The organism is Acidisphaera sp. S103 (genome assembly GCF_009765975.1).
Taxonomy (GTDB): Bacteria; Pseudomonadota; Alphaproteobacteria; order Acetobacterales; family Acetobacteraceae; genus Rhodopila.
In genome coordinates this window covers 36,711-54,001 of sequence record NZ_LMUJ01000099.1, presented here as the reverse complement: position 1 = coordinate 54,001, position 17,291 = coordinate 36,711, and the positions used below count along the sequence as shown (strand labels likewise).

The window sequence follows — 17,291 nt, the reverse complement described above, 5'->3', positions numbered from 1 at the left end:
GAGTAGAATCAATACCGTGCGGCTTGTACAGCGAAATATTGCGTTCAGGACTCAAAAATCGTGCCAGACAGCCGTGGGACACGCCCGGCCATGACGGGAAGAGGGGGGTGCCTGGAACAGGCAGGGGACGCGGCCGGATGTTGAGAGCGAGGTGAGGGATTTCAGGCCGGTTTGCCAAGGGCCAGTAGGGCGGTGACCATGTTTTCGACGCCCATTGTCGCGTTCCATTGGCTGGCGGCGGTTTCGGCTCGGGCGGCGATGGTGTCGAAATCGGCCAGCGCCTGGCGGGTGGCGGCAACGATGCTGGTGGCGTTGTAGGCCTCGAAGGCGGTGCCGGGGCCGCCGTATTGGTCCAGCAGGCGGGATAGGGTCGTCTTTCCGGGCACGACCAAGGGGATGGCGTTGGCCAGGGCCTCGGTCGCCACGGCGGAATAGGAGGCAATGAACCGCGCGGGTTCGTAGGGGCAGAGGATCAGGTCGGATTGCCGCAGCAGGTCTTCCCACAGGTCGGGACCGGCGGTTTCCTCGTTCAGGGTCAGACGGTATTCGACGGCGGCGTGGGACCGCATCTCCTTCTGGACGCGCGGCATGAAGTCGGGCGCGCCGTTGTGGACCAGCAGCTTGATGTCGGGCTCCAGCGCCAGCAGCAGGCGGGCGATCTCCGGCATCAGGTGATAGCCCTTGTCCTGGCGTTGGTGGCCGAGCACCGAGACGGTGATGGGGCGGCGGCCGAGGCGGGGGGTGACGGTGGCCTTGGCGAATTGCGGCAGCGGCAGGACGCCGACCGGCTTGGCCAGCAGCAGGGCATAGATCGCCGAGGCGGCCGCGTCGAAGGTGACCATGTGGAAGCGGGCCAGATCGGGTTCGGTCAGGTGGCAGGCGGCGTGCCGGTAGAACATCGCGCGTGGGTCGTTGCGGTAGTCGCGCAGCCGCAGGCTGAATTTGCCGGCGTTGTCGCCGACGCCGAACTGGACGTCGACCGCCGGATCGGTGCCGAATTCCATGACGATGTGCGGTCGTTTCTCGGCCGGCAGGGTGGCGGACCATTTGACCAGCGCCATGAACTGGGTCGGCTGGGCAGAGTTGAGGTAGACGATGTCGTCCGCGGTGATGCCTTGCAGGCGCTGCAGGTCCTCGACCGTGGCGCGCACCGAGGTTTCGAAACAGTTGAGCCAGCCGGCGATCGGGTCGCCGTCGGTCTGCCAATAGGTGTAGGCCCTGAAGAACGGCAACGCGTGCAGTTCTTCCTTCAGTTCAGGGATGATGGTGGACAGGCCGAGGACGATGACGGTGATGCCGCGTTTTTCCAGCTCGCGCAGGATGGAGCGGCAGGAACTGGCGTGGTGGCCGAGATTGTCGCGCAATCCGGGGTCGGCGTAGATGACTCGCATGCCGGGTCAGGCCCTCAGGATGGGTTCGAGTTGGGTGCGTTCGGCTACCAGCCAGCGGTGGATGTCGGTCAGGATGGTGGCGACGTCCCGGGTTGGCCGCCAGCCGGTGGCCTGGGTGATGGTTCGGCTGTCGCTGACATACCAGGGGATGTCGGCGGGGCGGGTCTCGGGGTCCTGGCCGATGTCGAGGGCGCGGCCGGTCAGGGCGGCGCAGTGGCGGGTGAGTTCTCGCAGGGAGACGCTGACGGCTTGGCCGCCGCCGACGTTGAAGGTGGCGCCGTCCATGGCGGGCCAGTTGGTGGTCTGGAGGCGCAGCAGGTCGAACAGGTCGTCGACATGCAGGATGTCTCGGACCTGGATGCCTTGGCCGCCGAAGCCGCTGTAGGACAGTGGCCCGCCGAACAGGTGCCTCGCCATCCAGAGGACGACGAAACCCTGGTCGACCTTGCCCATCTGCCAGGGGCCGGCGAGCACGCCGCAGCGGTTGATGACCGCTTTGAGGCCGTACATCGCGCGGTATTCTTCGATCAGCAGTTCGGCGGCGAGCTTGGTGGCGCCGTAGAGCGAGCGGGCGCCGGTGAGCGGGAAGGTTTCGGCGATGCCGGCGGCTGACCAGCCTTGGCCGTCCTCGGTGAGTGTGAGGCGATCTTGCTGTTGGTGCAGCTTCAGGGCGCGTAGGGCGGCGATGGGGTAGACGCGGCTGCTGGACAGGAAGACCAGGTCGCCGCCGGTGCGGCGCAGGTGGTCCAGGCAGTTGATCAGGCCGGTCAGGTTGGTGTTCACCAAGTAGGCGGGGCTTTGGCCGTAGCCGGCGTGGACGCTGGGTTCGGCGGAGCACTCGATCATCAGGTCGACGGGGCCGATTGCGTCCAGGTCCTCGGGTGACCGGACGTCGCCGTGGTGGAAGGTGACGCCGCCGGCGCGCAGACGTGGCAAAGCGAGTTCGCTGCCTCGGCGTTTCAGGTTGTCGAGCGCGATGATTTCGGTGTTCGGGGTGTGGCGCTTCCAGTTCAGCGCCAGGTTGGAGCCGACGAAGCCGGCGCCACCGGTGACCAGGATTTTGCGGTAGTCCGCCATCGGGTCAGGTGGTTTCCATGCGGGCGGTGACGCCTTCGTGGATGTCCTCCATCAGGGTCTTGATGTCGTATTGGTAGTGCCACTCCGGATAGGCGGCTTGGAATTTGCTGACGTCGCTGATCCACCAGATGTGGTCGCCGATGCGGTTGTCCTCGGCGTAGCTGGTGTTCATGGGGCGGCCGGTTAGGGATTCCGCCATGGCGATGGCTTCGAGCATCGAGCAGTTGGAATGGCGGCCGCCGCCTAGATTGTAGACGGCGCCTGGGGTGGGGCGCTGGAAGACGTGCCAGAATGCGTTGGCGACATCGCGGACATGGATGTTGTCGCGCACCTGTTTGCCCTTGTAGCCGAACACCGTGTAGGGGCGGCCGGTGACGGCGCAGCGCATCAGGTAGGCGAGGAAACCGTGCAGTTGGGCGCCGGAGTGGCCGGGGCCGGTCAGGCAGCCGCCGCGGAAACAGGCGGTGCGCATGCCGAAGTAACGGCCGTATTCCTGCACCAGCACGTCGGCGGCCACCTTGGAGGCTCCGAACAGGCTGTGCAGGCAGGCGTCGATGGGCATGTCCTCGGGGAAGCCGCGTTCGGCCCATTGGTGGTCGGGGGCTAGTTCGTAGCGCGTTTCCTGCTCGATCAGGGGCAGGTGGTTGGGGCGGTCGCCGTAGACTTTGTTGGTGCTGACGAAGATGAAGGCGGCGTCGGGGGCGTGTTGGCGGGTGGCCTCCAGCAGGGTCTGGGTGCCGTTGGCGTTGATGGTGAAGTCGGCGACGGGGTCCTTGACCGCCCAGTCGTGTGAGGGTTGTGCCGCGCAGTGGATGACGGCTTCGATGTCTCGACCGTAGCGGGCGAAGATATTGGTGATGGCCTGGGCGTCGCGGATGTCGGCGTTCTGGTGGGTGTAGCCTGGTTGGGTGGCGAGGAGGTCGACCTGCCAGCTTGTGCTGGCCTCGGGGCCGAAGAAGGTGCCGCGCATGTCGTTGTCGATGCCGACGACGTCCAGGCCCCTTTCGAGAAACAATCTGGTCGTTTCCGACCCGACGAGGCCGCCTGAACCCGTTACAATCGCTATGGACACCGTTTTTCGTCCCTCCTGCTGCCCCGGGTGTGGTCCGGTTTTGGGCCAAACGGCTGTTGGCGGTTAACCGTCGAGGACGTGTCGCGCCCACGCACCGCTTTTTAACACAGAGGCAGAATGAGGACCACCGAGGACGCGGAGATGGAGCGATCGTTTCTGGGGATCGGTGGATTATTCGTGGGAGGCGACCTTGACTATTTTCCTATAAATTCCTTTATCCCTCGAAACCACGCCGGACGCGCTTATGTCCCTGCAAGATGCTTTTTCCCGACAGATCATGGCCTTTCACGGGGCCATCATGGACAATTGCGACCGAGCGGCGGGGGCGGATCGAAGCGATACGATGGCGCTGCGGCTGCGGAACAATGCGGTGGCGCTGGCCAAGATGCAGCTTGCCATGCTGGCGCTGACCAAGACCGAACCGGCGATACCGGGCGCGGAGGGTGGTGCCGAACCGGACGTTGGGCCGGACGAGGAGCCGGCCGAATCTGTGTTGGTAGAACCCGAACCAATGGCGTCTGACGGCGAACCGGTGGCGTTTGGCGGCAAACGCGTGCTGGCGGGGGATGCGCTGTCGCGTTTTGTGTCTCGCCCGCTGGGGGCGGGTGAATCGCCGCACGAGGTCTGGCGGCGTGAGCTGGACAATGACCCGGTTCGACGACGGCGCAACGCAGTGTTACCGGGGGCAGGCTTCCGGTCGCCGTCCTCGTGATGTAAACGGCCCGCCACCGTAAGCCGGAGCCTGCATGACCGCCCCGTTTTCACCGGCGTCCCTTGGGGCCTTCCCAAGGTTGGACGTGACGACCCCTTTGATTCTGGCGCTGCCCAAGGGGCGCATCCTGTCGGAATGCGGGGCCCTGCTGGCCCGCGCCGGTGTGGTCCCTGCCCCGGATTATGCCGATGAGGACAGCCGCCGCCTGCGGTTTCCGACGGATAATCCGTTGCTGGATGTGGTGCGGGTGCGGCCGTTCGATGTCGCCACGTTCGTCGCGTTCGGGGCCGCGCATATCGGAATCTGCGGCGCCGACGTGCTGATGGAGTTCGACTACCCCGAGGTTTACGCGCCTTTGGACCTGGGGATCGGCAAGTGCCGGGTGTCGGTGGCGGAGCCCGCGGAGACGGCGGGGACCGACGACCCGTCCCGGTGGTCGCAGGTGCGGGTGGCCTCGAAATACCCCAATATCGCTCGGCGGCATTATGCCAGCCGGGGCATCCATGCCGAGGTGGTGCATCTGAACGGGGCGATGGAGTTGGCGCCGGGGCTGGGGCTGTGCCGGGTGATCGTCGACCTGGTGCAGACGGGGTCGACGCTGAAGGCGAACGGGCTGGTGGAGACGGAAGTGATCGCCGACGTCACCAGCCGGCTGATCGTGAACCGGACGGCGTTGAAGACCCAGCCCGAGGCGGTGGGGGCGTGGATCGCTCGGTTTCGGGCGGCTTTGGAGGGGTAGGTTCGCGTTGATGGGTTTCGGCGGTTCCGTCGCGAAATGCGACGGATTTCCGGGGTCAGCAGGCCACTAGCATTGATTGGGTGGGCCGATTCACCCGACGCTTGGGAACCAAGCGTCGGGATCGGCCCTCTACCGCAACGCCACCGCCTCGACCGGCGATCGCATGCGCCGCATCGGGTCGAACGGGGCCAGATCGATCAATCCGGGCTGGCCGGTCACCAAATCCGCCAGCAGCCGGCCGGCAAAGGGGCCGATCGTCAGGCCGGCCGCGCCCAGGCCGTTGCCAACCGCAAGGCCCGCCACGCCCCGCACCCATCCCAGTAAGGGCCTTGTCTCGGCGCCAACGGGACGGAAGCCTACCCGGGTTTCGATCATCGTTGCCTCAGCCAGGCCGGGTGCGATCCGGAGTGCCTCGGACAGCACCTCCGCCTGCCCGGCGGCGGTGACCCGGTAGTCGAAGCCGGCGGCGGTTTCCCGCGTGGCTCCGGCGACAATCCGGCCGTTGTCGAACGGCACGATGTAGTGGCTGCCCGGCGGCAGGATGACCGGCCAGTCCTGCGTCTCCACGCCTTCCAGCCGCAGATGCATGATCTGGCCGCGTTGCGGCTGCACCGGCAGGCCGAGACCCAGCGGCCGCAGCACAGGATCGGCCCAGGCGCCGGCGGTGACGATCACCCGATCGGCGGGGATGCGTTCGTCCCCTATGTCCACGCCGACGATGCGGTTGGCTTCGACAGCGAGCGTCGCGAGGCCTTGCATAACGGGGGTTCGGGCGGCCCGCAGCAGTGCTGCCGCCAGGCGGCGCCCGTCGACCCGGGCGCCGCCGGCGACGTGGACGCCACCCAGGTTCGGCCGCAGCGGCGGGAACAGGGCCTGCGCCTCGGCCGGGGACAGGCGCGAGACCTGGTCCATCGCCGGCGCATGGCGTTGGCGGGCCGAACGCTCCATCCAGGCCAGTTCGTGCGGGTCGCCGGAGACCAGCATTGCCCCGGTTCGGCGGTAGCCCAGGTCGGTCTCTCCGGCTTCCGCCAGTGCCGCGATCAGGTCGGGGTAGTATTCGCCACCACCGGCATACAGGCGGTAGAATACGGGGTCCTCCACGCCGGATACCCAGGGACAGATGATGCCGGCACCGGCCGCGGTCGCCCGCCCATCCAGATGCGCGTCCACGACCGTGACGGCAGCCCCTGCCCGGGTCAGGTGGAACGCCGCGCTGGCCCCCAGCACGCCGGCCCCGATAATGACGATGCGCATGACAACTCCCTTCGCTGGCATGACCCAGAGCAGGTTCACGGGTGTGATCTCAGCCCTCACTGCGAGGGCACCCCGGTGTGGGTGTCACATTCGGCGGGAACGCGGGGATGTCAAGTCCGTGACACAGACCTACCGTCACCCCGAACCCGGCAACATTGCCGCCGGATAAACGTAAACATTGAAATGCGCGGCCGTGATCTCTACGCTAACGAGGTCTGCCAAGGGGATGGGGTTCCCCGAAACCGCCCTTACCGAGGGCTGATGACCCCTACCGCACACGATGCGGTGGGGTCCTGCACACCTCCATCGCGTGTCATCGAACCTCCACGCTCCGGCGTGGCACGACATGGAGGACATCATGGACAACATCTGGCTCGCGTCCGCCCTTTGGATCGGCCTCGCACTGATTGCGTCTGTCCTATCGGTTTGGGTCGCCATCTCGGTCGCACTGACCGAGATCGTCGTGGGCGCCATCGCGGGGAACATCATCGGCCTGCCGCTTGCGCCCTGGGTCAACTTTCTCGCCGGTTTCGGCGCGATCCTGCTGACATTCCTGGCCGGCGCCGAGATCGATCCGCAGGTCGTGCGCAAACATTTCTGGTCAAGCATGAGTATTGGTGTCGTCGGTTTCCTGGCACCTTACGTCGGCGTGTTGCTGTTTGCCCGTTACGGGATTGGCTGGCCCTGGCCACAGGCACAGATAGCCGGAATTTCACTGTCCACCACCTCGGTCGCGGTCGTCTACGCGGTCATGGTCGAGACCGGCTTCAACCGGACGGAACTCGGGAAGATCATCCTTGCCGCCTGCTTCGTGAATGATCTTGGAACCGTGCTGGCCTTGGGCTTTGTGTTTGCCCGCTTCGATGTCTGGCTGGGCCTGTTTACCGTGGCGACGGCAGTCGTGCTTTGGCTGCTCAGCAGGTTCGCACCGCGCCTGCTCGAAGCACTTGGGGACCGGGTCAGCGAGCCGCAGACGAAGTTCGTGACTTTGGTTCTGCTCTTCCTTGGCGGTCTGGCCAGTGTCGCGGGAAGCGAAGCGGTACTGCCCGCGTATCTTGTCGGTATGGTCCTTGCGCCAACCTTCCTGAAGGACCGCGAATTGCCGAACCGCATGCGGATCGTGGCCTTCACCATTTTGACACCGTTCTACTTCCTGAAGGCGGGCTCGCTGGTCGAGGCGCACGCGGTCATAGCCTCAGCGGGCCTCATCCTGATCTATCTCGCAATCAAGATGATGACGAAATTCGCGGGGATCTTGCCGTTGACCCGGATTTTCCGCTTCGAACCACGAGATGGGATGTACACCACGTTGCTGATGTCCACGGGCCTGACGTTTGGAAGTATCTCGGCGCTGTTCGGGCTGACGAACCATATCATCGATCAGCGCCAGTATACGATCCTTGTCACCGCGATTATCGGCAGTGCGGTGGTCCCGACACTGATCGCGCAACGCTGGTTCCAGCCCCAATACAAGCCGATCGAGGAGACCGTGGCGGTGACGGTCGCCGGAGAAGAAGCTTCCACGCCGATTGCGGCGCGCGGCGGATGACGATGTGGGTGGGTCTCGGTGCACGATCTGAGCACGTTGCGGCTCACAAACATGAGAACGGCTGTTGCACAGACACACGCTTCTGGCTCTGCGACGAAGACAGGACTAATCTCCGGCCTCCGCAGAGCGACTGTAGGCTGCAACGATCATGCCGAACGTGATCCTCGCCGTGGTGGAACTTCCAGACGTGGCCTCCCGCGTGTTGGCCGCTGCTGGATGTCTCGCGCAACTCACTGGCGCCGTTCGGATCAATGGGCTCGCGATCCGCCTTCCCCCCATCGAGACGGTGATACGAACAGAGGAAATCCTGAGTGAGAAGGCTGAACGCCGCATCCGAACGGAAGAGCGGCAGCGGGCCGATCGCCTGAAGGGCATCTTCGATGCCTGGGCTGTTACGGTGACACCGCAGACGGTCGTCACCACATGGCACGATGTGGAGGACCGCGCCGACAAGGTCGTCAGCGAATGGGGACGCCGGGCCGATTTTATCGTGCTGAAACGCCCATGGCAGCACACGTCGGAAACTGAGAGGCAGGCGATCCACGCGGCACTGTTCGAGACCGATCGGCCGATCCTGATGGTGCCGCCAGACCGTCCGCCGACATCATTCGGCAAGCGCGTGGCCATTGCCTGGCGGCAGGACAGCCGCACGTTGAAAGCCATGCTGGCCGCCTTGCGCTGCCTTCAAGGCGCGGAACACATCGACGTCCTGGCGGGGGTGCGGAATGGCGCGCCGCAGCCGCGACTGCCTGAGATCCTTGAGGAGCACGGCATCAAAGCCGATCTGCATGTGCTGCCGGTGACCGGCGACAGGGTGTTCGGCGAGGTGTTGCTCACCAAGGCCCACGCGCTGGGCTCCGACATGCTGGTCGTCGGAGCGTTCGCCCGTCACCCGATCCGGAGCCTGTTGCTAGGCGGCGTGACCCGCCACATGCTGACTCACGCCGACCTCCCTGTGCTGATGCGCCATTGATGGAGGGGCCGCTATGGCGGATGTGTTGCTGGTCGTGCTGGTGCGTCCGGACCGGGCGCCCGCCCTGCTGAACGCGGCATTGCGGATGAGCGATCTGGTGGACTGTGCCCGGATCAATGTTCTCGGGGTTCGCGAGCCCAACCCGATCCCGCCGCTGTCCGCCGAGGTTCTGATCGACGAAGCGGCTTCGGTCCTCGCCGGACGGGCACGCGAGGGCGAACGGATCACCGCGCTGAAAACGGCTTACGATCGATGGGTCGGCGAGGCCGGCGAGCGCGCGGCGATCACCCGTTGGGTCGAGGCGGAGGGCAGCGCGGCGGCCGTGGTGGGTGAAAGGGGCAGCCGTGCCGATATGGTCATTGCGAGTGCGCCTGCCGAGGATGATCACCTGGTGCGGCAGACGTTCCGAACGGCGCTGTTCGGGACAGGACGGCCGATCCTGACGGTTCCGGCAAACGCCGCGACGGCGTTCGGCCGCTGTGTCGTGATCGCCTGGCGGGATGACAAGCAGACCGCCCGAGCCGTGATACCCGCCCTGCGCTGCCTGACGAGGGCGGAGCAGGTGCATGTGGTCACCGGGATGGCCGACCGCGTCGAACGCCCGGTAATGCCCAGGATCCTGGTCGAACACGGTGTCCGCGCCGACCTGCATGTGCTTCCCATCGGCGCCGGGCCGTTCGGCCAGATGCTGCTGGATAAAGCGCATGCGCTGGGTGCCGACCTGCTGGTGATGGGGGCTTACGCGCACAGCCCGCTCCGCGAACTCATCCTGGGTGGTGTGACCCGCTATATGCTGACCCACGCCGATCTGCCCATTTTGATGCGGCACTGACTATGGGGGCGGTACTGCCTCAGCGGTCCCCCTTCGGTGCTGATTCACAACCGGTCGCGCAGACGCCGGCGCCCCAAGGTCCGGACGGTCGCATCCGGGGCCATGGCCTTGATCGCGGCCTGCATTTCGGCGCGTTTTTCGTGGATCGAGGCGATCACCGGGCCCATCGCCACGCCGACGTCGACCAGCACGGCCTCGGACAGTTGCAGGCTGGCCTCGATGGTCTCGGGCACCGCGTCGGAAGCGCCGGCACGATAGAGATGGGCGGCATGGGCGGCGTCGCGGGCTCGGGCGACGATCAGCAGATCGGCTCGTTCGGACCGGGCGCCGGCTACCAGCGCGTCGGCCGCGCCCGTGTCGTCCAGCGTCACCACCAAAGCGCGGGCGGTGTCCACATGCACCCGCCGCAGCAGCGCGATCTGCGTCATGTCGCCGAAATAGACTGGTTTGCCCTGTTTCCGCTGGGCCGCGACGCGGCGCGGGTCGCTATCGACCGCGACGTACGGCACCCGGTGCGCCTCCAGCATCGCCGCCACGGTCTGGCCGACGCGGCCGAAGCCGGCGACGATGACCCGGGGCAGCGCATCGGTCGTTTCCGGGATCAGCAATGCCGGGTCGATGGCGTTCGTCGGGGTCAGGCGCGGTGCGAGCCGGTTGCCGACGGCGGACAGCAGCGGGATCGTTGCCATTGTCAGCGCCGTTACGAACAACACCTCGCTGGCGGTGTCCGGTGCCAGCAGATGGGAGCCGATGGCCACCGCCACGATGACGAAGCCGAACTCGCCGCCGGGTCCGAGCAGGAGGCCGGTTTGCAGGCCGGTTGCCCAGGGCAGGCCGAACATGCGCACCAGCGGGGCGACGATCAGCAGTTTGAGCAGCACCATGGCGCCGGCGCCGCCGAAGACCAGCAGGGGGTGAGCGGCCATCGTGCGGATATCCAGGCTCATGCCGATGGAGATCAGGAACACGCCGACGAACAGGCCCTTGAACGGTTCGATGGTGACCTCGACCTGGCGGCGGTATTCGGTCACGGCCAGCAGCATTCCGCCGATCAGAGCACCCAGCGCCATGGACAGGCCCGCGGCGGCGGTCGCCAATCCTGTGGCGATCACCACCAGCAGGCAGGCGGCTACGAACAGCTCGGCACTGTGGGTGCGCGCCACGCTGCGGAACAGCGGGCGCAGCACCAGGCGGCCGAGGGCGACGATGGCGGCGACCGCCAGCACCGCCTGGCCGATGGCGAGACCGATATCCGTGGGGCTGGCCGCATGGCTGGCGGAACCGAGCGCGCCGACGGCGAACAGCACCGGGACGACGGCGAGGTCCTGGAACAGCAGGACGGCGAAAGCGGTGCGGCCGGTGGCGGTGTTGAGCCGCTTTTCCTCCGCCAGGACCTGGATCGCCACGGCGGTGGAGGACATCGCCAGTGCGAGGCCGATCACCACGGCACTGTTAAGGGCAAATCCCAGCGCCAGGGCGGCGGCGGCGAGGGCTGAGGCACACAACACGACCTGAAGGCAGCCGAGGCCGAAGACCAGGCGGCGCATCAGCCACAGACGCTCGAACGACAATTCCAGGCCGATCATGAACAGCAGCAGCACGACGCCGAGGTCGGCGATCGGCCGGATCGAGTCCGGGTCGCCGATGGTGATCGCCGAAAGCCAGGGCAGACGCGGCGCGAGCGAGGCGATGCCGAACGGTCCGACGACGATGCCGACCAGCATGAAGCCGAGCACCGAACTGACTCGCAGCCGGTGGAACAGCGGAATGACGACGCCGGCGGCGCCGAGGACGACCAGGGCTGCCTTATAAAGCGATATGTCGACCGTATGTGCTTCCATATGGACAGGCTAGCAGGATCGGGCCGCGCGATGGGTGTGCTTTGACACTCAAGGGCCTTGAAGCTTGCTGGTGCGGGCGGCAAGAGCCTCGGGTGCCCGATGCGGGCGGTCTATGTCCGGGCCGAGAATCTGGCCGGATGTGATTTTGGTCCGCGTTGACACTGACTCGTCAGGTTCGTCGTGAGCGGTGTCAGTGTCGGCCGTTTGTCGGGGTAAGGTGCTGGATCAGATGGCCCGGACTTAACGCCGGGCCATGACGAACCGAGAGCCGAACTCAACGCCGGGCCGTGACGAACCGAGAGCCGAACTCGACGCGGATTGGTATGATGCAGCGGCGACCGCCAGCGGACATGGCCGCGGACAACGGGGCACGCATTGCTTACCCCGAACGATCCTGCGACAGTGGCGGCCTGGATTTGCGGGCATCGCGGACTAATTCACGCATCTCTGCTTGAGCGCTATCCAATCTGCGGGCACATTCCCGCGCGGCGCGCCAGCCGGGGCGAGCCGCACCATCAGTCCGGCATGTCTTCAACCCCTCGGGGGAGCCTTCCCGTATGCGGCGTATCGCCCTGCTCTTACTACCGCTGGCTTTCGGCGGCTGCGCCTACAAGACGTGGTGGAATGCACCTTTCACCACTGGATCCAACCCAAACGCTCCGGTCGTTGATAGTGAAAACGCGCAACGGGCGCTGGGCGCTGCCATCGTTGCACCCCCGTTGCTACCGGAGCCGGGCGACATCTGGCCCGGCCCGTTGCCGCCAGCGCCAACGTTGCAGGATCTGGAGCAGCAAGGGCAGGTGACGGAGCCTGAGCAGCCGGTGCCCGGGTCGCCGCTGAGCCGCGGCACTGCGCCGCCCTATCCTTCGCCGCAGCCCTCGACCGGCAGCTCGACGCCGCCAGGCGCGAACCAGCCGCCGGTTCCGCTGCAATCCGCGCCGCCGCTATCCAGCTATGCCGCGCCGCATGCACCCGGACCGGGACGCCAGCCGGCCGGGCAGATTTACCAGACCCCGGGTGGTCCGGCGGTGACCAACGGCGGCGGGCCGGGCTATCAGACCACGACAACGCCCGGCGGCGGCAGCTCGATCATCGTGCCGAACGGCAACGGAACGAGCACGATCATCCACTCCGACGGGCGTATCGAGACGGTGCCGACGCCGAAGTAGCCGCTATTTCGGGTCTTGTGCGGCGAGGCGAGCCGTCAGTAGCCGGGTGCGGGCGCGATGCAGCGCGCGTTGGATCGTGCCGATGACGCCCGGGCTGGGACGGCGCGGGCCGGGGTTGATGTCCCACGGCAGGCGGGCGGCTTCGGCCACGGCGGCCGATGCGGAAATGCCGATGTCGGCGCGTTCGCGGGCGGTGAGCTGCGGCAGGGCCCGGCGGGTCAGGCAGGTGCGAAGGGCCAGGCGCAGCAACGGGAACAGATGACGCGCATCCGGCTGGCTGGCGGTCGCCCGGGCAGGCCGCGAATGGGTCACCATGAAGTCGGACATCGGATGGCTTCCTGAACGGATAAAGCTTGCGGCTTGTTTGTCAGCCAAACCTTGGAATCAGTAAAACAAATTGCTCTTATGATTCTGATAAAATATATTGATGAGCATGTTGACCGCCCCCAACATCGACCCCGAACTGCTGCGCGCGTTCCAGCTTATCGCCGAGGGTCATAGCTTCACGCAGGCGGCCGAACAGCTTGGCCGGACCCAGTCGGCCGTTTCGATGCAGATCAAGCGGCTGGAGGACATCCTTGGGCAGTCAGTTCTAAGCCGCGGCAAAGGCGGCGGTATCATGCTGACGCCGCATGGCCGCTATCTGCTGGGCCGGGTTCGGCTGATCCTGGCGCTGAACGACGAAGTGGTGGCGACGTTCCGGGCGCCGGCCATTTCCGGCGTCGTCCGGCTGGGCACCCCGGACGACTACGCGCTGTCGCATATTCCCGGCGTGCTGCGGCGCTTCGCCGAAACCCATCCCGCGGTACAGGTCGACGTGCTGTGCTCCTCCTCCACCGACCTGGTGGCGAAGCTGACGGCGGGCGAACTCGACCTGACCCTGGTGTCGGACGGCAACCAGCCGCGCAACTGGCCGTCGGTTTCGTTGTGGCGGGGGCCGTTGAGCTGGATCACCTCCACCCGCTATGCGCCGCACCGGCAGAGCCCGTTGCCGCTGGCCATGGCGCATGAGGAATGCGGCTGGCGGGCGTCGGCGCAGGATGCCTTGAACGATGCCGGCATCCGCTACCGGATCGCCTATTTGTCCGGCACGCAGGTGGGGACTCACGCGCCGGTGCTGGCCGGGCTGGCGGTCACCGTTTCCGCACTGACCGTGCTGCCGGAGGGCGTGCGGGCGATGCGGCCCGAGGAAGGCCTGCCGAAGCTGCCGGAATTCGGCATCGTCATGCTGAAGGGGCGCAACGCCGCCCAGCCGGTGACGGATGCGCTGGCGGAACATATCGAGGAACGTTTCCGGCTGGATTTCACCGCTCGGGATGCGGCGTAAGTGCCCGACGCGAAATAATCGCTCCCGGGAAAGGACGTCTACTTGATATCATCTGTGCCTTTTCCGAGATCAGCACTGGAAGGCGTGGATGGTGGGCCTGCGCCCACCATGACGTCGAGAGGCCGGCGCTCTAGCGTTTTGCTTGATCGGATGATTCACGCGCTCTGGACGTTCCGCCCAGCGCGATCATGCTCCAGACGATTCGGTTATTTCTCGTCGGCCCTGAGCACCTGTCACCATTTGTTACCCGATTTTAGGACTTTGTTTACCCTTCTTGCGCATGGTCCGGGAGAGCGATCGTCGGACGTTGCGTCGGGCCCTAGGCGCTCTCAAGCAAAAGAGTCATGGCGGGATGAGCGTCGCGGGCAATGTCATCGAGCGGTCGGTCCCCGGTTGGGGGAGGCGGCCGGTTGAACAGGCGGCTTCGGCGATGGACGACGCGGTGGTGGGCCGAACATCGCCGGGCGATCGAGTGCCGGCGTGTTGTGGGATGACCGCCGGCCGGGCGTTCTACTCGATCGAGGAACAATTTGGCCGTCCGGCCGTGCTGATCCTGACCGGCGCCGAGGCGCTGCCCGGCCTGTCCGCCGCGATCGGCGGCATCGCCCGGTGCCTGGATGCGTTTGCCGTTCGGGGCGCCGATGTTCTGCTGATGGTTGATGACAATCCGGCATGGCTTTGGCCGGACGATCCGCTGCCCATTCGAACCATCGATTGCGGCGATTTCCTGCGCCGATGCGGCGTCGATGCCCGGCAATCCGCGCTGCTGGTGCTGGACCGGAACGTGCGGATCGCGATGCGGTCGGACGTGCATGCGGATGCCGTGACAGCCTGCCTGGATTGCCTCGATGCTTTGCCGCGGGAGGAACCGCGCGATGCCCCCCTGCCCGCCCCTGTCATCGTGTTGCCCAACCTGCTGCCGCGGCCGTTTTGCCAGGACCTGATCGATCTGTTCGAGAGCAGCGTGACCATCGACGGCACGGTGTCCCGGATCGACGCCGACGGGACGGCCCGCAACGTGGTCGATCATGCCAAGAAGCGCCGGCGGGATATGCGGATCGCACCCGAGGACGACCTGCACCGGACCTTGGAACATCTGCTGCTCAGTCGATGCGCACCGGAAATCGCCAAGGCGTTCCAGGTCAATGTTACGCATATCGACCGGATACTGGTGTCCCGCTATGACGATTCAGGCGGCTGGTTCCGCCGCCACCGGGACAACACGGCGGATAATGTTGCGTTCCGGGAGTTCGCGATCTCGGTGAACCTGAACACCGAGGGATACGAGGGCGGTCATCTGCTGTTTCCGGAGTACAACGACCATCGCTACAGCCCGCCCACCGGCGGCGGGTTGATCTTCTCGGCCGGCATCCTGCACGAAGCGGCGCCGGTCACCGCCGGGCTTCGTTACGTGCTGCTGACGTTCTTCCACAGCGATGCCGCGGAGGCCCGGCGCCTGGCCGGTGATGCCGGGACGCTATAGGCGCGGCGTCAGGCGGACATGGGCCGGATGGTCCGGTTGCGTGGTGACGATGCCGATCGGCAGCACCTGCCGTGCATCGACACGCGTCATGCGGAACCGGCCGATCAGCGCGGCGAGGACCAACGTGGCCTCGGTCATCGCGAACTGGGCGCCGACGCAGATCCGGGGGCCAGCGCCGAACGGCATGAAGGCGAAGCGCGGCGGCGCCGGCTGGTCTGGCATGAACCGAGCCGGGCGGAACAGCGCGGGATCGTGCCAGAGGGCGTGATGACGGTGCAGCACCCAGGGGGCGATCATCACCAGCGCCCGCGGCGGCAGCACAAGATCGCCGATCCGGTCCGCGCCGATCGCCTCCCGCACGATCAGGAAGGCGGCCGGGAACAGCCGCAGCGTCTCATTCACCACCGCTCGGGTGCGGATCAAGGTGGCCGTGGTGGCGTAGGCGGTTTCGGGTTCGATCGTTGCGTTTATGGCTTCCTCGGCGAGCCAATCCTGTTCCTCCGGCGCCTCGGCCAGCATAATCAGCGCCCAGAACAGGGTCACCGCGGTTGTTTCATGTCCGGCGAGGATCAGCGTGGCGACCTGGTCGCGAAGCTGCCCGGGGGAAAAGCCAGCCCCGGTTTCAGGATCGCGCGCGGCCCGCAGCAGATCGAACAGATCGCGCGGCGTTTCGGGCTCCGGCGTCGCCAGGCGGGTAGATAGTATCGTTTCCATCAATCCCATCCAGCGGCGGCGAAACCGAGCTCGGCCGATGTCGCTGGGCGTTGGGATCGATGGCGGCAGCAGCATGTCGAGCAGGCGCGGCTGGGCGTATTTCTCGCCGAATTCCGTCAGCATTCGGCGCATGGCAGGGCCGTACCGGTCCATCTCCAGCGAGAACATCGAGCGGCCGGCGATATCCAGCGCCAGGGTCTGCATGGTCGCCAGCAGGTCGAGCGGCTGACCGGATTGGGCGGTCAATCGCGCCAGGGTTTCGTTGGTCGCGGATACGATGTGACGCGCCAGCATCGGCATCACCCGCGGCGCCAGGGCGGGTGCCACGGTTCGGCGCTGTAGTTTCCAGTCGTCGCCCTCACTGAGGAGCAACCCTTGGCCGGTGATCGGCCGCAGGATCCGGATCGAGGCGGGCGACCGGCGATAATTCCCCGGATTGGCCACAAGCACATGATGAATGGCGTCGGGGGTGTTCAGCAAAACGTTGGTGCGGCCGAGGAAATGCCGAACCGTGGCATCCTGGTGGTAGGCGGCCTGGGGCCAGATGGTCAGCGCGTTGGTGCGGATGGCGCGCAGGAAGGCCCGCAACGCAAGGGGCGCTTCGGGGGCGGCCGGAACCGGTGGAGTCAGGGGCATGACGCGGGAGAGAATGCCATTTCTAGGCGGGCAAGGCGATCCTGCGTCCGGCGCCTTTCGGAAGTGTCGCCGGCGCGTACTCCCGCACCGCCTGTTGCAGGGCCGCATATCTCTCGGCTGGATAGGGTGCGACCCGGCGGACGCGCATGTCGATGTGCAGCGCCATCAGTTCCTGCACCGCCGATCGTTCGCCGCTATCGACGTGGAACATCTCGTGGAAGTAATGGAGGCGCTTGGTGTCGGCCCCCAGCAGCCAGCCTTTCACCAGCAGTTTGTCGCCGAGGCGGACTTCCCGCTCATACAACGTGTGCGTTTCGGCGGTGAAACAGGAATTGCCCGACATTTCGCGATACGCGTCGCCAATACCCAGCGCGGCGTAAAGCGCGTCGGTGGCGAGGTCGAATACCACGACGTAATAGGCAAGATTCAGGTGTCCGTTGGAGTCGATCCACTCCGGCCGGACGACGGATTCATATTCGATGACAGGTTTGCTCATGATACCGAGCACCTTGTTGGGGAAGG

General features: G+C 66.1%; 16 protein-coding genes and 2 riboswitches. Of the genes, 8 read left to right on the top strand and 8 right to left on the bottom strand.

Features of this window, described 5'->3' with window-relative positions:
- Positions 1-161: 161 nt before the first annotated feature.
- From GSQ89_RS39910 to GSQ89_RS32210, 3 genes are read right to left on the bottom strand one after another with little or no spacing between them, the layout of a single operon-like run.
- Positions 162-1,391, bottom strand: coding sequence for a glycosyltransferase family 1 protein (locus tag GSQ89_RS39910; protein WP_158932210.1), 1,230 nt, complete (start codon positions 1,389-1,391; stop codon positions 162-164).
- A gap of 6 nt (positions 1,392-1,397) precedes the next feature.
- Complete coding sequence (locus tag GSQ89_RS32215) at positions 1,398-2,468, bottom strand: NAD-dependent epimerase/dehydratase family protein (RefSeq protein WP_158932209.1); 1,071 nt, start codon at positions 2,466-2,468, stop codon at positions 1,398-1,400.
- A 4-nt stretch (positions 2,469-2,472) separates the two neighbouring features.
- Positions 2,473-3,540, bottom strand: coding sequence for an NAD-dependent epimerase/dehydratase family protein (locus tag GSQ89_RS32210; protein WP_158932208.1), 1,068 nt, complete (start codon positions 3,538-3,540; stop codon positions 2,473-2,475).
- 244 nt (positions 3,541-3,784) lie between these two features.
- On the opposite strand from GSQ89_RS32210, the gene GSQ89_RS32205 reads away from it, so the two are divergent.
- Complete coding sequence (locus tag GSQ89_RS32205) at positions 3,785-4,252, top strand: hypothetical protein (RefSeq protein ID WP_158932207.1); 468 nt, start codon at positions 3,785-3,787, stop codon at positions 4,250-4,252.
- Positions 4,253-4,286: 34 nt separating this feature from the next.
- Complete coding sequence (hisG, locus tag GSQ89_RS32200) at positions 4,287-4,991, top strand: ATP phosphoribosyltransferase (protein WP_158932206.1); 705 nt, start codon at positions 4,287-4,289, stop codon at positions 4,989-4,991.
- 129 nt (positions 4,992-5,120) lie between these two features.
- On the opposite strand, the gene GSQ89_RS32195 is transcribed toward hisG, so the two are convergent.
- Positions 5,121-6,245 carry an FAD-binding oxidoreductase gene (locus GSQ89_RS32195; protein WP_158932205.1) on the bottom strand — a complete coding sequence of 375 codons (1,125 nt, stop codon included), beginning with the start codon at positions 6,243-6,245 and terminating at the stop codon, positions 5,121-5,123.
- Positions 6,234-6,330, bottom strand: a riboswitch (TPP riboswitch). (Overlaps the previous gene by 12 nt.)
- A gap of 128 nt (positions 6,331-6,458) precedes the next feature.
- Positions 6,459-6,523: riboswitch (Fluoride riboswitch) on the top strand.
- 80 nt (positions 6,524-6,603) lie between these two features.
- On the opposite strand from GSQ89_RS32195, the gene GSQ89_RS32190 reads away from it, so the two are divergent.
- The 3 genes from GSQ89_RS32190 to GSQ89_RS32180 all read left to right on the top strand — a co-directional run bounded on the left by GSQ89_RS32190 (position 6,604) and on the right by GSQ89_RS32180 (position 9,599).
- The gene (locus tag GSQ89_RS32190; RefSeq protein ID WP_158932204.1) at positions 6,604-7,794 is read left to right on the top strand and encodes a cation:proton antiporter; all 1,191 of its coding nucleotides are present in this window, start codon (positions 6,604-6,606) and stop codon (positions 7,792-7,794) included.
- Between the two features lie 148 nt (positions 7,795-7,942).
- A complete protein-coding gene (locus GSQ89_RS32185; protein WP_158932203.1) occupies positions 7,943-8,767 on the top strand; it encodes a universal stress protein in 825 nt (274 codons plus the stop codon).
- 13 nt (positions 8,768-8,780) lie between these two features.
- Positions 8,781-9,599 (top strand): universal stress protein, encoded by an 819-nt coding sequence (locus GSQ89_RS32180; protein WP_158932202.1) that lies wholly within the window; start codon positions 8,781-8,783, stop codon positions 9,597-9,599.
- Between the two features lie 44 nt (positions 9,600-9,643).
- Here GSQ89_RS32180 and GSQ89_RS32175 read toward each other — a convergent pair whose 3' ends face one another.
- On the bottom strand, positions 9,644-11,440 hold the full coding sequence (locus tag GSQ89_RS32175; protein ID WP_158932201.1) for a cation:proton antiporter: 1,797 nt from the start codon (positions 11,438-11,440) through the stop codon (positions 9,644-9,646).
- 557 nt (positions 11,441-11,997) lie between these two features.
- Here GSQ89_RS32175 and GSQ89_RS32170 point away from each other — a divergent pair.
- Positions 11,998-12,609, top strand: a complete 612-nt coding sequence (locus GSQ89_RS32170) for a hypothetical protein (RefSeq protein WP_158932200.1) — start codon at positions 11,998-12,000, stop codon at positions 12,607-12,609.
- A gap of 3 nt (positions 12,610-12,612) precedes the next feature.
- Here the strand turns inward: GSQ89_RS32170 and GSQ89_RS32165 are convergent, their stop codons facing one another.
- Positions 12,613-12,936, bottom strand: a complete 324-nt coding sequence (locus tag GSQ89_RS32165) for a DUF1127 domain-containing protein (RefSeq protein ID WP_158932199.1) — start codon at positions 12,934-12,936, stop codon at positions 12,613-12,615.
- A gap of 100 nt (positions 12,937-13,036) precedes the next feature.
- Between GSQ89_RS32165 and GSQ89_RS32160 the strand changes: the two genes are divergently transcribed.
- Both GSQ89_RS32160 and GSQ89_RS32155 read left to right on the top strand, forming a co-directional pair.
- Positions 13,037-13,936 (top strand): LysR substrate-binding domain-containing protein, encoded by a 900-nt coding sequence (locus GSQ89_RS32160; protein WP_158932198.1) that lies wholly within the window; start codon positions 13,037-13,039, stop codon positions 13,934-13,936.
- Positions 13,937-14,288: 352 nt separating this feature from the next.
- Positions 14,289-15,419 (top strand): 2OG-Fe(II) oxygenase, encoded by a 1,131-nt coding sequence (locus GSQ89_RS32155; protein WP_158932197.1) that lies wholly within the window; start codon positions 14,289-14,291, stop codon positions 15,417-15,419.
- On the opposite strand, the gene GSQ89_RS32150 is transcribed toward GSQ89_RS32155, so the two are convergent.
- Together GSQ89_RS32150 and GSQ89_RS32145 are read right to left on the bottom strand one after the other, a co-directional pair.
- Complete coding sequence (locus GSQ89_RS32150; protein ID WP_216856521.1) at positions 15,414-16,769, bottom strand: cytochrome P450; 1,356 nt, start codon at positions 16,767-16,769, stop codon at positions 15,414-15,416. The genes GSQ89_RS32155 and GSQ89_RS32150 overlap by 6 nt on opposite strands.
- Before the next feature lie 22 nt (positions 16,770-16,791).
- The gene (locus tag GSQ89_RS32145) at positions 16,792-17,265 is read right to left on the bottom strand and encodes a thioesterase family protein (protein ID WP_158932195.1); all 474 of its coding nucleotides are present in this window, start codon (positions 17,263-17,265) and stop codon (positions 16,792-16,794) included.
- Positions 17,266-17,291: the final 26 nt, after the last annotated feature.

Bases quoted from the DNA above. Each gene is read 5' to 3' on its own strand.
- GSQ89_RS39910 (WP_158932210.1), bottom strand. From the start codon at position 1,391: ATGCGAGTCATCTACGCCGACCCCGGATTGCGCGACAATCTCGGCCAC.
- GSQ89_RS32215 (WP_158932209.1), bottom strand. From the start codon at position 2,468: ATGGCGGACTACCGCAAAATCCTGGTCACCGGTGGCGCCGGCTTCGTC.
- GSQ89_RS32205 (WP_158932207.1), top strand. From the start codon at position 3,785: ATGTCCCTGCAAGATGCTTTTTCCCGACAGATCATGGCCTTTCACGGG.
- hisG (WP_158932206.1), top strand. From the start codon at position 4,287: ATGACCGCCCCGTTTTCACCGGCGTCCCTTGGGGCCTTCCCAAGGTTG.
- GSQ89_RS32195 (WP_158932205.1), bottom strand. From the start codon at position 6,245: ATGCGCATCGTCATTATCGGGGCCGGCGTGCTGGGGGCCAGCGCGGCG.
- GSQ89_RS32190 (WP_158932204.1), top strand. From the start codon at position 6,604: ATGGACAACATCTGGCTCGCGTCCGCCCTTTGGATCGGCCTCGCACTG.
- GSQ89_RS32185 (WP_158932203.1), top strand. From the start codon at position 7,943: ATGCCGAACGTGATCCTCGCCGTGGTGGAACTTCCAGACGTGGCCTCC.
- GSQ89_RS32180 (WP_158932202.1), top strand. From the start codon at position 8,781: ATGGCGGATGTGTTGCTGGTCGTGCTGGTGCGTCCGGACCGGGCGCCC.
- GSQ89_RS32175 (WP_158932201.1), bottom strand. From the start codon at position 11,440: ATGGAAGCACATACGGTCGACATATCGCTTTATAAGGCAGCCCTGGTC.
- GSQ89_RS32170 (WP_158932200.1), top strand. From the start codon at position 11,998: ATGCGGCGTATCGCCCTGCTCTTACTACCGCTGGCTTTCGGCGGCTGC.
- GSQ89_RS32165 (WP_158932199.1), bottom strand. From the start codon at position 12,936: ATGTCCGACTTCATGGTGACCCATTCGCGGCCTGCCCGGGCGACCGCC.
- GSQ89_RS32160 (WP_158932198.1), top strand. From the start codon at position 13,037: ATGAGCATGTTGACCGCCCCCAACATCGACCCCGAACTGCTGCGCGCG.
- GSQ89_RS32155 (WP_158932197.1), top strand. From the start codon at position 14,289: ATGAGCGTCGCGGGCAATGTCATCGAGCGGTCGGTCCCCGGTTGGGGG.
- GSQ89_RS32150 (WP_216856521.1), bottom strand. From the start codon at position 16,769: ATGCCCCTGACTCCACCGGTTCCGGCCGCCCCCGAAGCGCCCCTTGCG.
- GSQ89_RS32145 (WP_158932195.1), bottom strand. From the start codon at position 17,265: ATGAGCAAACCTGTCATCGAATATGAATCCGTCGTCCGGCCGGAGTGG.